We start from the raw sequence: 13465 nt of genomic DNA on the forward strand, positions 1-13465 counted from the left end.
TCTACAGAATCGGTCTCTCCGAATTAGCACTCCCTTAGCAAATATCGCGGCAATGTCCACTTGCACCTTGGAAAACGGGGTGGCGCGCAAGCCGAACGGCAGAACGCACAGTCAGAAAGACGTCAGAGATGCCCTTCGGGGCAGGGAAAACTCGGGACGAAACGTCTCAAAACGCTAAAGGAATGAAAGCTATGACCAGCATTCTGACGAACAACGGCGCAATGGTCGCTCTGCAGACCCTGAACTCCATCAACATGAACCTGGAGAATACCCAGAACGCGATTTCCACCGGTAAGGACGTCGCAACGGCCAAGGACAACTCGGCCATCTGGGCGATCTCGAAAGTCATGGAGTCGGATGTTGCCGGCTTCAACGCCGTGGGCGACTCCCTGGCTCTGGGGGAATCCACTGTTGCGGTTGCGACAGCCGGTGCTGAACAGATCACCGAGCTCCTGAAAGAGATGAAGGAAAAAGTGGTCAATGCGACCGGGGAGAACGTGGAAAACGGGAAACTCGAAGCCGAAGTTACCGAGCTGAAAAACCAGATCACCTCGATCATCGCATCGTCGCAGTTCAACGGTGCGAACCTGCTGAACACCGCTGGTGGCGACCTGACCGTTCTGTCCTCGCTGGACCGCGATTCCACGGGTACAGTCACCGCGTCGAACATCACCGTAAGCTCGGTCAATTTTGAAGCCAGCCTAGACCTGACAACCGTAATGGTCGACACTCCCGCAAACGCTGAAGCTTCCATCGACGATATTGAAGCTCTGATCCAGACTGCGGTCGACGGCGCCGCCGCCCTGGGTGCTTCGGCAGCCCGCATCGAGAAGCAATCCGAATTCGTCTCAAAGGTGACTGATGCGATGAAGAGCGGCATCGGTGCGCTGGTGGACGCTGATATGGAAGAAGCATCCGCCCGATTGAAAGCATTGCAAACCCAGCAACAGCTGGGTGTACAGGCTCTGTCGATTGCCAACTCGGCACCACAGACCCTGCAGCAGCTGTTCCGTTAAACGGCCTGATCTGGGGCGCGCCAGACGCGCCCCGGTCCTTTATTCTCAGAGAACCTGAAGAAATAGTACGTTAGGATAACACGTGAATGCCCTTCTGAATGCGAAGCGCGCCTATTCGGCGGCGAAAGCCCCGACCCGCACACCAAAAGACCTGGAGTTCGAGGCAATCGCCCGGATCACGCACCGTATGATCAGTGCTTCCAAACAAGGGTCAAAAGGCTTCACTTCACTTGCCGAAGCTCTCCATGACAACCGAAAACTTTGGCAGATTTTCCGCTCGGATGTCGCCGACTCGGACAATGGGCTTCCAGAAGAACTTAAAGAACAAATCGTATATCTCGCAGCGTTCACAAGCCAACACACCAGCCAAGTACTCTCCCGTAAATCGGGAATTGGCCCCTTGGTAGAAATCAACACAGCCATCATGCGTGGCCTTCGCAGTGGAGCAACCTAAAATATGAGTGGACTTGTTCTGAAACTCGCCCCGAAAGAGCGCGTTCTTGTTAACGGCGCTGTTATTGAAAACGGGGATCGTCGTAGCCGCCTTTCGATTGTAACTCCAGACGCAAACATCCTGCGTCTCCGGGACGCTATCCGTCCCGAAGAGGCAAATACCCCCGTCCGCCGCGTCTGCTATGCAGCGCAGTTGGTCCTGACAGGTGACAGCAATCCCGAAGAAGACCGCCTGCCGATGCTGCGCCGCATCGAAGAGCTCAGCCAGGTTTTCACCGATTCCGACAGCCGTGCGGCATTGGCCGAGGCCACGGAATCTCTGCTGAATGACAACCACTATCGCTGCCTGAAAGCGCTGCGGGCCTTGCTGCCGCGCGAAGAACGCCTGATGGCCATTCGCCCGTCATGATCCTCTACCAGCCAATCATACCCGCCGACGGGATTGTTGGATGGAGAATTCTGCAGGCGACCTACGACAAGCAGTTCGAAACATTCTCCAACGACACCCTGCTCAAACGCGAGAGCGACTATTTCCGCGAGAATATCGGAAATATCAAAACAGCTGGCGATTTGGTGAAAGACACCCGCTTGCTGGGCATCGCTCTGGGGGCTTTCGGCCTTGACGATCAGCTCCCTATGAAGGCCCTCGTCCAGAAGGTTCTGGAGGAGGGGTCTTCGGCGGATGATGCATTGGCGAACAGATTGGGAGACGACCGCTGGGTTGCCTTCACCGAAGCATTCGGGTTCGGTCCCGGTGACACAGTCAAAACCGGGTCCGTAGAGGACATGGAGAACATCATCTTCTCCAACAAAACCCAGTCTTTCGAAGCCGCGGTCGGCGTACAGAACGAATCCATGCGGATTGCGCTGTTTGCCGAGCGCGAACTGGTCAATATCGCAACCGACCTAAACGAGGACGGCGAGCCAACCTCCATTGATACCAAATGGTACAATATCATCGGTCAGCCCGCCCTTCAGAAGATGTTCCAGACAACGTTCCACCTGCCGCCGAGCTTTATTCAGCTGGACGTGGACCGTCAGCTCGAAATCTACAAGGATCGCGCGCAGAACTTTCTTGGAACCGACGATCTGAGTGTCTATGCTGATCCTGAAAAGATGGAAGAACTGACAACACGCTACCTGGCTCAGGCGCAGCTTGCCGATTACCAATCCTCGCAATCAAGTGCCTCGACCGCGTTGCGGCTGCTCCTTGGCTCCTAGGCGACAAGACACATCCAAACCATGCAAAAGGCGCCTGTCGGTATTGTTCGACAGGCGCCTTTGTTTTTACCATCCTATTGAGACCATCCAGGCACGGCGCGTCGGCCGTGCCTAGGTCCGTTTCAACGCGCGCCTGCTGCGGCGCGGCGCAAGAGCAGTTTCAGGCGGTCGAAACTGCTCTTCACACCGTTGGGGTCGTCGCGGCCAAAGAAGCCGTCCAGCTCTGGCCAGAGTTTCACTGCCGTATCGAGAACCGGATCCGTCCCTTCTGAATAAAGGCCAGCGCGGATCATGACTTCGGACTGTTCATAAGAGCCGAGGTATTTCCGCACGTCGAGGATCAGGTCGTTCTCTTCCTTGGTCGCCGCGGCTGGCAGGCTTCGTGACACCGACCGCGACACATCGATCGCCGGGAACCGGCCGCGTTCCGCGATTTCGCGGTTGAGCACGATATGGCCGTCCAGAACCCCGCGTAGGATGTCGGCAATCGGTTCATCCATATCGGAGCCGGCAACCAAAACGCTGAAGACCGCGGTTATATCACCCTGGTCTCCGGTGCCGGGACCTGCCCGTTCGCACATGCCCGTGATCAGCGGCGTGACCGAGGGTGGGAAGCCGCGCAGGGCCGGCGCTTCGCCGGAAGCCGCCGAGATTTCGCGGTGGGCTTCGGCAAAACGCGTAACCGAGTCGGCCAGCAGCAGGACGTTCTTGCCTTGGTCGCGGAAATGTTCCGCAATCGTCATCGCCGCCCAGGCACAGCGCCGTCGCACCAGCGGCGATTGATCGGATGTCGCGGCAACAACAACCGCGCGGCGCATGCCTTCCGGCCCCAGAACCTGCTCAACAAAGTGATTTACTTCGCGCCCACGCTCCCCGATCAGCGCCATGACGACCACATCGGCCTCCATATGCTGTGCCAATTTTGCCAAAAGCGTCGATTTACCAACACCAGACCCCGCAAAAAGGCCAATCCGCTGACCACGCACAATCGGGAGAATCGTATTGAACACCGACAAACCCGTATCCAGACGCTCTCCCATATGGCGGCGTCCGGCGGCTTTTGGCGGCGGCGTCATCAGGTCACGTGCTTGTGACCCCCGCAGCAATGGCCGCCCATCAAGAGGCTCTCCGAAAGGATCGATAACCCGACCGATCCAGTTGTCACTTGGTGCAAACTGCGGCGCAGGATAGAGAAGAACCGCATCCCCGATCGCGACACGATCCGGAGTTTTGTCTGACAACATACTGATTTTGCTTGCTTCAATCTTCAGAACCTCGCCATGAAGTTCGTCATTTGGACCGCGACGCAACACCAGGCGATCCCCGATGCGGGCGATATTCTGCAGGCCTGCAATCTCGATCTCACCGCCAACAATACCAATCACACGCCCGACCGGCGTCGACAGTCGTTTGCTGGCGATTTCTTCAGTCATGGCTTTTAGCTCAGCAATCATTGTCCTGGCCTCCAATTGTTTCCTGCAACAATTTCTAAAGGAATCGGGGTTAAGCCTTGATTGAAATTGATCGAGGGAGAAGCCCCGGTGTTTACGGAACTGAATGTTTTTAAAATCGCATATGCCATGGCGACCCATGCGGGTAAGCGCCAGGCTCTGGTGTCGCAGAACGTCGCGAATGCGGACACCCCTGGCTATCATGCCAAGGACATCAAACCCTTCAAGGAAGTCTACGCTGCAAAGGCACGGCCCGGCGACATGATCGCCAGCCGCGGCTCTCATCTGAATGGCGCCTCCGGCGTCGGCATGGATTGGGCCGTGACAGAATCGGTAGATGGCAGCGACCCCAACGACAACTCCGTCTCGATCGAGACAGAGATTCTGAAAGGGGTCGAAACGAAGCGCCAGCACGATCGGGCACTGGCGATCTACAAGTCGTCGATGAACGTCCTGCGCACCAGCATCCGCACCACCTAGACCGAGGGCTGATCCATGAGCGAATTTGCCAAATCCCTGAGCGTAACCGCCAGCGGCCTTCAGGCCCAAGCCAAACGTCTGCGCCACGTATCTGAGAACATCTCCAACGCCGACACCCCCGGTTACCGCCGCAAGACCGTGCCGTTCCAGGCCGTGCGCGACATCAACACCGATGTCGAAAGTGTCAAGGTCGGCCGCGTGTCGCTGGACCGCAGCGAATTGGAACAGGTCTATGACCCCTCGCACCCGCTTGCCGATGAAAGCGGCCACTACAAGGGCTCCAACGTAGATCTGATGATCGAAATCGCAGACGCCCGAGAAGCCCAGCGCAGCTACGAAGCTAACCTCAAAATGTTCGACCAGACGCGGCAGATGTCCTCGTCCTTGATGGACCTGTTGAGAAAATAAACTCCCCCTGAACCAGGAGATCCAGAATGGATATTCGCACTCTTTCCGCCGCAACCGGCTATGCCGCCGCCCGCCCTGCAACGCAGGCAGATCCGGAATTCACCGGCGCCACGCCGGGTGAACGGGCCAAGGCGAGCTTTGAAAACTTCACCAACACACTGCAGCAGGGTGAACAGATGTCCGTGCAGGCCATGACTGGCAACGGCGACCCCCACGCGCTGGTGCAGGCGCTGGCACAAACGGAACTGGCGGTAGAAACCGCAGTGACCGTCCGCAACAAGGTGGTCGAAGCCTACCAGGAAATCCTGCGGATGCCGGTCTAAGCCATGATGAGTGAGGGCGTTTTCTACGACACGTTGCGGCAGGCCCTTTGGGCAGCCGTGGTGATGTCGACGCCGATTCTGGTCGTTGCACTGGTCGTCGGCCTGGCCGTCGGCCTGTTTCAAGCTCTGACATCGGTTCAGGAAATGACGCTGACCTTCGTGCCCAAACTCGTCGCGATCCTCATCGTCTTCTGGATGTCGATGGGCTTCATGACACAAACACTCGTGGCGTTTTTCAACGGCCACGTCATTCCAATGATTTCCGGAGGTTCGTGATGGAAACCGCAGGGTATGCAACACTGTCCCGTCAAACCGGCCTGATGCGTGAAATGCGGGTGGTGGCGAACAATATCGCCAACTCCGCAACCACGGGCTATCGCTCCGAAGGGCTGATTTTTTCGGAATACGTGCAATCAGCGCCAGGGCAGCAATCCATGTCGATGGCACGCGCGAATATTCACAACACCTCGATGGAGCAGGGCCAGCTGACCAAGACCAACGGCACCTTCGATTTTGCGATCGAAGGCGATGCCTTCTTCATGGTCGAAACCCCGCAAGGTCAGCGGCTGACCCGCTCCGGCGCGTTTTCATCCAATGCCCAGGGGGATCTGGTCACCATGGATGGCCACCGGGTGATGGATGCCGGTGGCGCACCGCTGTTTGTGCCGACGGATGCCGAATCCTTTCAGGTCGGCTCTGACGGCACGCTCAGTGCCGATGGCCAGCCCCTGGGCCAGATCGGTCTGTTCAAGCCGGTCGAGATGCACACCATGTCCCGCGAAGACGGGGTGATGTTCCGCGTCGATGGCGAAATCGAACCCGCGCTTGAAGGCCGGGTTCTGCAAGGATTTCTCGAAGGATCGAACGTGAATGCCATTCAACAGGTGTCGCGCATGATCGAAATCCAACGGGCCTATGAAATGGGCCAAAGCTTTCTGACAACCGAAGACGAGCGCATCCGCGCCGCCATCAAGAACCTGATCAAGTAGGAGAAACACCATGCGTGCCCTTAAAATCGCGGCCACCGGTATGAGCGCACAGCAGCTGCGTGTCGAAACCATTTCGAACAACCTCGCGAATATGAACACCACCGCCTACAACGCACGGCGGGCGGAGTTCGCCGATCTGCACTATCAGCAAGTGTCGCGGGCGGGCACGGTGAATGCCTCGGATGGGACCGTTCTTCCCACCGGTGTTCAGGTTGGCCTTGGTGTGCGTCCCGCTGCCATCTCGGTTCATCTGTCGCAGGGGCCGCTGCAGGAAACCAACAATGACCTAGATGTGGCCATCGACGGCAAAGGTTATCTGGAAGTCACCCTGCCCTCTGGTCAGACCGCATACACCCGCGATGGTGCCTTGAAACAATCTGGAGAAGGGCTGATCGTCACCTCTGACGGCTATACCGTTTCTCCTGAAATCACCATTCCGGATGATGCCCGCAGCATTTCGATCAACGCCGAGGGTGAAGTTTACGCCTATTTCGACGAAACCGCCGAAGGTCAGATCCTAGGCCAGCTGACCCTCGCGGGTTTCTCCAACCCCAAGGGGCTGGAGGCGATCGGCAGCAACCTGTTCACCGAGACCGAAGCTTCCGGGGCACCTCTGGTTGCCACCGCGGGCGAAGACGGTCTTGGCACCCTGCGCCAGGGTTATCTGGAGGCCAGCTCGGTCGATGCGGTGCGCGAAGTCACCGAACTGATCGAAGCGCAGCGCGGCTATGAAATGAACGCCAAGGTCATCTCGGCAGTCGACCAGATGATGGGCGCAACCACACAGGTCCGCTGATGAGACTCAAGCTCGCCCTCCTTGTGACGCTGATCGCGCAGACCGCCTGGGCCGATATCCTGGTCCCGGTTCGCACGGTACGCCCCAAGGAAATTCTGACGGCATCGGATCTGGCGCTCAAACCCGGCGAGGTTCTGGGTGCCCTGTCCGACCCCGAAGAGGTGATCGGTCAGGAAGCCCGCGTTGCGCTTTATCCGGGTCGCCCCTTGCGGCCCGGCGATGTTGGCCCCCCGGCCATCGTCGAGCGCAACGACATGGTGATTCTGACCTTCGTTCAGGGTGGGCTTTCCATTTCCGCCGAAGGGCGCGCGCTTGGACGCGGCGCCGAGGGCGAACTGATCCGCGTGATGAATCTGGCATCACGCACCACTGTAACCGGACGCATAGCAGCCGACGGATCCGTCGAGGTACGAAAATGAAACACACAGCATTCACTTCCAAAGCCGCCCTGGCAGGGCTGATCATTCTCGGCGCTTGTGGGCGGGCTGATCACCTTGGCAAGCCACCGTCGTTTTCGCCGGCCAATGAATCTTCCGAACATGTCGCGATGCTCTGGCAGGGCCTGCCGCAGGACAGCCAACCGCGGCGCGCTGTCGATAGCGCCTCTTTGTGGAGCGGTTCGCAACAGTCCCTTCTGGGCGACCGCCGCGCCATCAAGAAGGGCGACATCATGACCGTGGTCATCGAGATTGATGAAACGGCAGAGATCAAGAACGACACCGCGCGCTCCCGCTCCGGCTCGGAAAGCATGGCACTGCCGCAGCTTCTGGGGCTGCCTCAGCGCCTGGATCGTCACCTTCCGGATGGAGCCAGCGCCTCGAACGCGGTGGAACTTGGCAGCTCCAGCTCGGCTGCGGGCAAGGGATCGGTGAAACGCAGCGAAAAACTGGAACTGCGGGTGGCAGCCACCGTGGTTGACGTACTGCCAAACGGAGTTTTGGCGATCAGCGGCTCGCAGGAGTTGCGAGTGAACTTCGAAATGCGCGAACTCCTAGTGTCCGGCTATGTACGGCCGCAGGATATCAGCCGCCAGAACGAGATCACCTACGACAAGATCGCGTCGGCCCGCGTGTCCTACGGCGGACGCGGCCAGATCACCGACATGCAGCAACCGCGTTACGGCCAACAGGTCCTGGACGCCATCCTGCCATTCTGAGGTAAACCATGCTTGCAAAGATACTGCCTCTCATCCTGCTGATTGTGGGCACCGGCGCTGGAATTGGCGCCGGGATCATGATGGCGCCCGAACCGGCCCCCGAGCATGAAATGGCCTCAACCGGGGAAGAACACATGGCCCCGCCGACGGAAACTATGGACGACGGGCATGGCGCCGCCGAGTCCATGGAGGGTGGAGAGCATGATTACGTCAAGATCCCGAACCAGTTCATCGTTCCCGTTGTTGAACACGACGAACTGACCTCTTTGGTTGTGATCACTCTCAGCCTGGAAACAAAACCCGGTATGGCGGATAAAATTCGCACCTTTGAACCCAAACTACGCGATGTATTCCTGCAGGTACTGTTTGACCATGCAAACATGGGCGGCTTCAAAGGCGCGTTCACTCGCTCTGACGTGATGCACCCCCTACGCACGGCGCTGCGTGAAGCCGCACAGCGGCAGCTTGGACGTGACGTCTATGACGTCCTGATCATGGATATGACCCGCCAAGACGTCTGATACAACTTACCTATATACAACAAAAAGGCCGGACCTTGATTGGTCCGGCCTTTTGCGTTTCGCCTGTCACTGTTGCGTTTCGCCAATACGTTTCGCCTGCCACCAAAGCTGTGTGACCTTGCCTGAGACCTCTTCGCGCCGCTCTTGTTTCAGAGCTGGTCGGGCGCTCCCAGCACCCGGACTTAATTCAACAACTTTTCCTGCAGCGCCTTAATACGCGCGGCCTTGTGCAGATCGCGTTCGGCCTTGGCCATGTCCGCAATGGCGGTCTTGCGGCCAAAGGATTTGCGCAGTTTGTCCATTGCCATCAGCTTCTTTGCCGTGACCTGGGCCAGTTCGGTGTTCAGTTCCCGCTTTGCCCGGGTGTGCCAGCCTTCCCACAGCAGATCAGCGCCCAACGCTTTCATCATGTGGTTTTCATCTGCTTCACTGCGTGTGGCCTGCACATGGGCGTTCAGCTTGGTAAGCTGCCCACGCAAACGGGCTTCCTCATCCAGAATCGGCTTCACCCGCGCATGTTCGCGCAGATATTGCGCCGCAGTCACCGCTGCCATTTGATCCAGCATCTTCTGTTTCATCAGACCCCTCCTTTCGCCCGCTGGCGCATGGCCTCGGCAAACCGGATGGCCGCCGCAACAGGAGCATAGTGCTCTTCCATGATTTCCTCACCGATTTCGATGGTGGCGTGCAACGCCCGGGCAGTGGGCGGATCACTGTGGATCGGTACCGCATGTTCGTTGGCAACCCGGCGGATTGCGGCGGCAACCTCATCCACCCCTTTGGCAACGCATTTCGGCGCAGAGCCTTTTTCCCGGCTCCACTGCAGCGCAACCGCATAGTGGGTCGGGTTGACGATCACCACATCGGCCTTGGGAACATCAGCCATCATCTGACCCATGGCGATTTGCTGGCCCTTCTGACGGCGTTGCCCCTTCACATGTGGATCGCCTTCGGAATCCTTAACCTCATCCTGGATTTCCTGGCGCGACATCATGTTCTTACGTATGTGCTCGGCGTGCTGAAACACCGCATCCACGACACCGACCGGCAATGCGAGCAACAGGGCGATAATAAGAAATTCCATTCCCAGCTGCGCCAACATCGCGACAACGGAAAAGGCACCCGTTCCGGAGGAGGCAATCATCTCTGGCAACCGGTAACTAAGATAGACACCAAGACAAATCGAATAGAGAACCAGCTTTACGAAGCTCTTGAGGAACTCAAACAATCCAGCTCGGCCGAATTTGTTCTTCGCGTTCGAAATGATAGAGATCTTTGACATCTTCGGCTCCAGCTTGCTGGGCGCAAAGACCAGCGCGCGCTGTGCCAGGATCGACAACAGCACCGCACCAAAGGGCAGAATGAAGATCGGCAAAATAGGTATCACCAAAGCCATCAGGATCCCGCCGACGGGGGCGCTTGCGGCGCCGGTGAACATTTGCTGGGCCAGCCGGTCGGGTTGATCCAACAGGGATATCAGCACCGTTCCGAAGCCCTCGACCATGCCACTGCCAGAAACATATAAAGCCACGACCAGCCCCAGATAGGCAGCCGCAACCGACAGATCGGTGGATTTGGCAACCTCGCCTTTTTCCCGTGCCTTCTGGAGCTTCTGCGCCGTCGGCTCGAATGACTTATCTGAGTCGTCGTCACCACCGCTCATGGTATGTTGCCTCCCGGATTGGCAAGGAACGTCATCAACGCCCGAACCCAGACATCCAAGATCACCGGGCTGCCGACCATCAAAATAAACAAGCCGCCAAAGGTGATCACCGGCGCCCCGACAAAGGCCACCATCAGCTGTGGCATCGCACGGTTAATGACACCAAGTGCCAGATTGTAGATCACCGCCGTAATCAGGAAAGGTGCCGCAAGGGTAAATGCCATGTAATAGCTTTTGGCAACCCGGTGGACGCCCCATTCGGACAGACCACCCGCCGCCGGGAAGACCCCGGCCGGAAAGGCGTCGTAGGAATAGATCATGAACTCTGCCACCCGCACGTGCAGGCCCATCATCACTGCCAGCGCCAAGCCAGAGATCAAAAGAACAGCGCCAAGGGCCGGCATCGGTTCTGCGCCGATACCGCCCAACACCTGCGACAGCGAGGTACTTTGCGCGGCGATGGTGCCCGCAGTCTGGAGACCGTGAACAAAGAAACGGATCCCGACGCCAAGCGCCAGCCCGACAACAGCCTCGCTGGCGGCATACCCTGCAAACTGCAAGGCGCTTGTCGGCTCGGGGATTGCGGGCAGCGCAGGGGCCACAATCGCGGTAAAGGCAATGGATAGCGCCAATTTAACCCGCATCGACACATATTGCTCACCAAAGGCGGGCAGCACGGACACGATCGCCGAGATCCGTAAAAACACCATGGCCGCGTGCCAGAAGCCCGCCCCCAGAAGCGCAACCAGCCCTGGGGGAAGGTCCAGCAGGTTCATGCTTGCACCATCCCCACGAGCGCCGGGCGGGCCTCCAGCCCGATTTCCTCGAAGGACAGCACCGGGTTGGTAATGCCGCGCGACTTCAGGATCGTGCGCAGATAACGGCGGCGGCGGGTCGAGGTGACAACTGCAGCAAAAATCCCCTGCTCGGTAATCGTGTTGAGCCGCTCGCTCAACCCTTCGGCCAAGCGGTTGAACATGTCGGGCGGCAGCGCGATATCCATCCCCCCGCCCTGGATGTCCACCTGATAGGTCGAGAAGGTGTCTTCCCATTCCGGCGCCAGTTGGATCAGCGGAATGGTACCATCTTCGCGCTTCATCTCTGCCACCAGTTGGAACCCCATGCGCTGACGCACGTGCTCGCAGATCAGTTCGGGCTGGGTGGTGTGCACCCGTGCCTCTGCAATGGCTTCAAGGATCAGCGGCAGATTCCGGATCGACACGCGTTCATCCAGCAGCAGGCGCAGCACCGAATGTAGCGTGTCCATTGGCACCTTGTCCGGCACCAGATCATCCAGGAGCTTGCGGTTTGCCTCGGCCCGGAAAGCATCCGACAGCTCGGTCATTTCGTTCAGCAGACGGCGCAGCGATTTCAGGGTCAGCAGCCGCGAGAAGTTCTGTTTGATCACCTCAAGCAGGTGGGTGGCCAGGATTTCGGGCGGCGTTACCACGGTCGCGCCCGCAACGGCAGCCGCATCCTGATTCTGGGCTCCGATCCACCGGGCGGGAGCGCCGTAGACAGGTTCTGTCACATCGGTACCGGGCGGCAGTGCCGAATGGTTGTCCGGCATCAACGCCAGCACCATATCCGGGTGCAGCGTGCCACGGGCCTGTTCCACACCCTGAACCTTCACCACATAGGTTCCCATCTCAAGATCCGCCTGATCCGTCAGCCGGATTTCCGGCAGGATCAGACCGAAACTGGTGGCGATATGGGTTCGCATATTGGCAATCCGCGCATCCAGCCCGGTGCCCTCATCCAGAACCATGCTCACCAGATCCGGTGCGAACTCCAGGTGCAGATCGTCAAGGTCAAGAATATCACCAAGCGCCTTGGACGGCGTCGGATTGGCCGCCTCTTCAAGCTGTTCTTCAACCTCAGCCTCTTCGGCGCTCTGTTTTTTCATCTGAATGCGATACGCCGCAAAGCCCAGAGCCGCGCCGCCAACGATGAAGGGCAGGAACGGCAAACCGGGCACCAGCGCGAAGAGAACCATCAGGACCGCAACGGTGGTCAAAGCGGCCGGGTGTTTGCCGAACTGTTCGAACAGGGCGATATCGGTGGCGCCGGTGGCACCGCCGCGCGCCAGCAGCAGGGCCGCGGCAATGGAAATGATCACCGACGGGATCTGCGAAACCAGACCGTCGCCGACGGTCAGGATGGCGTAGGTTTCAAAGGCGCTGCCCACCGGCATGCCATGCACCAGAACACCCATCACCAGACCCATCACCAGGTTCAGCAGGGTGATCAGCAGACCGGCAACCGCATCGCCTTTGACAAACTTCGATGCACCATCAAGCGAGCCAAAGAATGTGGTTTCGCGCTGGTCATTTTCACGGCGAGCCCGGGCGGTGGCATGGTCAATGGCACCAGCGGACATATCGCTGTCGATGGCCAGCTGCTTACCAGGCATACCGTCCAGTGCGAAACGGGCGCCCACCTCGGCCATCCGGGCCGCGCCCTTGGTGATGACCATGAAGTTCACGATCAGCAGCACCCCAAAGACCACAAGGCCCAGGAAAACACTGCCGCCCATCACGAATTGGGCAAAGCCCTGGATAACATCACCAGCCGCATCGGTCCCGGTGTGACCCTGACCAATGATGAGTTTCGTGGAGGAGACGTTCAGTGACAGCCGCAACATCAGAGAGGCCAGCAGGATCGTCGGGAAGGACGAGAAATCCAGTGGCCTTTCAATGAACAGCGTGATGGTGAAGATCAGAATCGCCAGACCAAAGGAGGCAGCAAGACCAACGTCCAGCACCCAGGACGGCATCGGCAGAATCATCATCACGATGATCGCCATCAATGCCAGCGCCAGCAGCACGGTGGGGCTAAACAGCTGTTGAGGTGTGATTTTGGGCACCTGTAATGTCCCCTATTTCAAAGATGTCAGTGCAGGCCGGGCAGGTGCCACGGCATGCTGGGAATATGTTGAAGACCGCACGGCAGAGGGCAGCTGCCCGGTCCTGGACCGCCGCCGCGAGC

General features: G+C 58.6%; 18 protein-coding genes. 13 read left to right on the forward strand and 5 right to left on the reverse strand.

Features of this window, described 5'->3' with window-relative positions; genetic code table 11:
• Positions 1–191 precede the first annotated feature (191 nt).
• The 4 genes from SM766_RS16965 (at position 192) to SM766_RS16980 (ending at position 2690) form a co-directional block, all read left to right on the forward strand.
• Positions 192–1016 carry a flagellin N-terminal helical domain-containing protein gene (locus SM766_RS16965; RefSeq protein WP_065272143.1) on the forward strand — a complete coding sequence of 275 codons (825 nt, stop codon included), beginning with the start codon at positions 192–194 and terminating at the stop codon, positions 1014–1016.
• Between the two features lie 82 nt (positions 1017–1098).
• Positions 1099–1470 carry a flagellar biosynthesis regulator FlaF gene (gene flaF, locus SM766_RS16970; protein ID WP_274829380.1) on the forward strand — a complete coding sequence of 124 codons (372 nt, stop codon included), beginning with the start codon at positions 1099–1101 and terminating at the stop codon, positions 1468–1470.
• A gap of 3 nt (positions 1471–1473) precedes the next feature.
• Positions 1474–1878, forward strand: coding sequence for a flagellar biosynthesis repressor FlbT (gene flbT, locus SM766_RS16975; RefSeq protein ID WP_065272142.1), 405 nt, complete (start codon positions 1474–1476; stop codon positions 1876–1878).
• Positions 1875–2690, forward strand: a complete 816-nt coding sequence (locus SM766_RS16980; RefSeq protein WP_237028363.1) for a DUF1217 domain-containing protein — start codon at positions 1875–1877, stop codon at positions 2688–2690. The genes flbT and SM766_RS16980 overlap by 4 nt, the downstream gene beginning before the upstream one ends.
• 122 nt (positions 2691–2812) lie before the next feature.
• Here SM766_RS16980 and SM766_RS16985 read toward each other — a convergent pair whose 3' ends face one another.
• Entirely contained in the window at positions 2813–4144 is a 1332-nt protein-coding gene (locus tag SM766_RS16985; RefSeq protein WP_368948597.1) for a FliI/YscN family ATPase, read from the reverse strand.
• Positions 4145–4231: 87 nt separating this feature from the next.
• On the opposite strand from SM766_RS16985, the gene SM766_RS16990 reads away from it, so the two are divergent.
• Genes SM766_RS16990 through SM766_RS17030 form a run of 9 tightly spaced genes read left to right on the forward strand, consistent with a single transcriptional unit; the run spans position 4232 to position 8814 of the window.
• Positions 4232–4621 carry a FlgB family protein gene (locus SM766_RS16990; RefSeq protein WP_274831686.1) on the forward strand — a complete coding sequence of 130 codons (390 nt, stop codon included), beginning with the start codon at positions 4232–4234 and terminating at the stop codon, positions 4619–4621.
• Between the two features lie 15 nt (positions 4622–4636).
• On the forward strand, positions 4637–5029 hold the full coding sequence (flgC, locus tag SM766_RS16995) for a flagellar basal body rod protein FlgC (RefSeq protein WP_065272140.1): 393 nt from the start codon (positions 4637–4639) through the stop codon (positions 5027–5029).
• A 26-nt stretch (positions 5030–5055) separates the two neighbouring features.
• A complete protein-coding gene (gene fliE / locus SM766_RS17000) occupies positions 5056–5352 on the forward strand; it encodes a flagellar hook-basal body complex protein FliE (RefSeq protein ID WP_065272139.1) in 297 nt (98 codons plus the stop codon).
• Positions 5353–5355: 3 nt separating this feature from the next.
• Complete coding sequence (gene fliQ, locus SM766_RS17005) at positions 5356–5628, forward strand: flagellar biosynthesis protein FliQ (RefSeq protein WP_065272138.1); 273 nt, start codon at positions 5356–5358, stop codon at positions 5626–5628.
• Positions 5628–6341, forward strand: a complete 714-nt coding sequence (locus SM766_RS17010; RefSeq protein ID WP_065272137.1) for a flagellar hook-basal body complex protein — start codon at positions 5628–5630, stop codon at positions 6339–6341. Before fliQ ends, SM766_RS17010 begins: the two co-directional genes overlap by 1 nt.
• Before the next feature lie 10 nt (positions 6342–6351).
• Positions 6352–7137 carry a flagellar basal-body rod protein FlgG gene (flgG, locus tag SM766_RS17015; RefSeq protein WP_065272136.1) on the forward strand — a complete coding sequence of 262 codons (786 nt, stop codon included), beginning with the start codon at positions 6352–6354 and terminating at the stop codon, positions 7135–7137.
• The gene (gene flgA, locus SM766_RS17020) at positions 7137–7556 is read left to right on the forward strand and encodes a flagellar basal body P-ring formation chaperone FlgA (protein ID WP_368948540.1); all 420 of its coding nucleotides are present in this window, start codon (positions 7137–7139) and stop codon (positions 7554–7556) included. The genes flgG and flgA overlap by 1 nt, the downstream gene beginning before the upstream one ends.
• A complete protein-coding gene (flgH, locus tag SM766_RS17025) occupies positions 7553–8293 on the forward strand; it encodes a flagellar basal body L-ring protein FlgH (RefSeq protein WP_065272134.1) in 741 nt (246 codons plus the stop codon). The genes flgA and flgH overlap by 4 nt, the downstream gene beginning before the upstream one ends.
• 8 nt (positions 8294–8301) lie before the next feature.
• A complete protein-coding gene (locus SM766_RS17030; protein WP_368948541.1) occupies positions 8302–8814 on the forward strand; it encodes a flagellar basal body-associated protein FliL in 513 nt (170 codons plus the stop codon).
• A gap of 182 nt (positions 8815–8996) precedes the next feature.
• Here the strand turns inward: SM766_RS17030 and SM766_RS17035 are convergent, their stop codons facing one another.
• The 4 genes from SM766_RS17035 to flhA are packed head-to-tail and all read right to left on the reverse strand — an operon-like array spanning position 8997 to position 13283.
• On the reverse strand, positions 8997–9392 hold the full coding sequence (locus SM766_RS17035) for a hypothetical protein (protein ID WP_065272132.1): 396 nt from the start codon (positions 9390–9392) through the stop codon (positions 8997–8999).
• Positions 9392–10477 carry a flagellar type III secretion system protein FlhB gene (gene flhB, locus SM766_RS17040; protein ID WP_065272131.1) on the reverse strand — a complete coding sequence of 362 codons (1086 nt, stop codon included), beginning with the start codon at positions 10475–10477 and terminating at the stop codon, positions 9392–9394. The genes SM766_RS17035 and flhB overlap by 1 nt, the downstream gene beginning before the upstream one ends.
• Positions 10474–11253, reverse strand: coding sequence for a flagellar biosynthetic protein FliR (locus SM766_RS17045; RefSeq protein ID WP_368948542.1), 780 nt, complete (start codon positions 11251–11253; stop codon positions 10474–10476). The genes flhB and SM766_RS17045 overlap by 4 nt, the downstream gene beginning before the upstream one ends.
• Entirely contained in the window at positions 11250–13283 is a 2034-nt protein-coding gene (gene flhA, locus SM766_RS17050; RefSeq protein WP_490363367.1) for a flagellar biosynthesis protein FlhA, read from the reverse strand. Before flhA ends, SM766_RS17045 begins: the two co-directional genes overlap by 4 nt.
• Between the last annotated feature and the right edge of the window lie 182 nt (positions 13284–13465).

This window comes from Pseudophaeobacter sp. A-200-2, assembly GCF_041008815.1.
In the GTDB taxonomy this organism is placed as follows: Bacteria; Pseudomonadota; Alphaproteobacteria; order Rhodobacterales; family Rhodobacteraceae; genus Phycobacter; species Phycobacter gallaeciensis_A.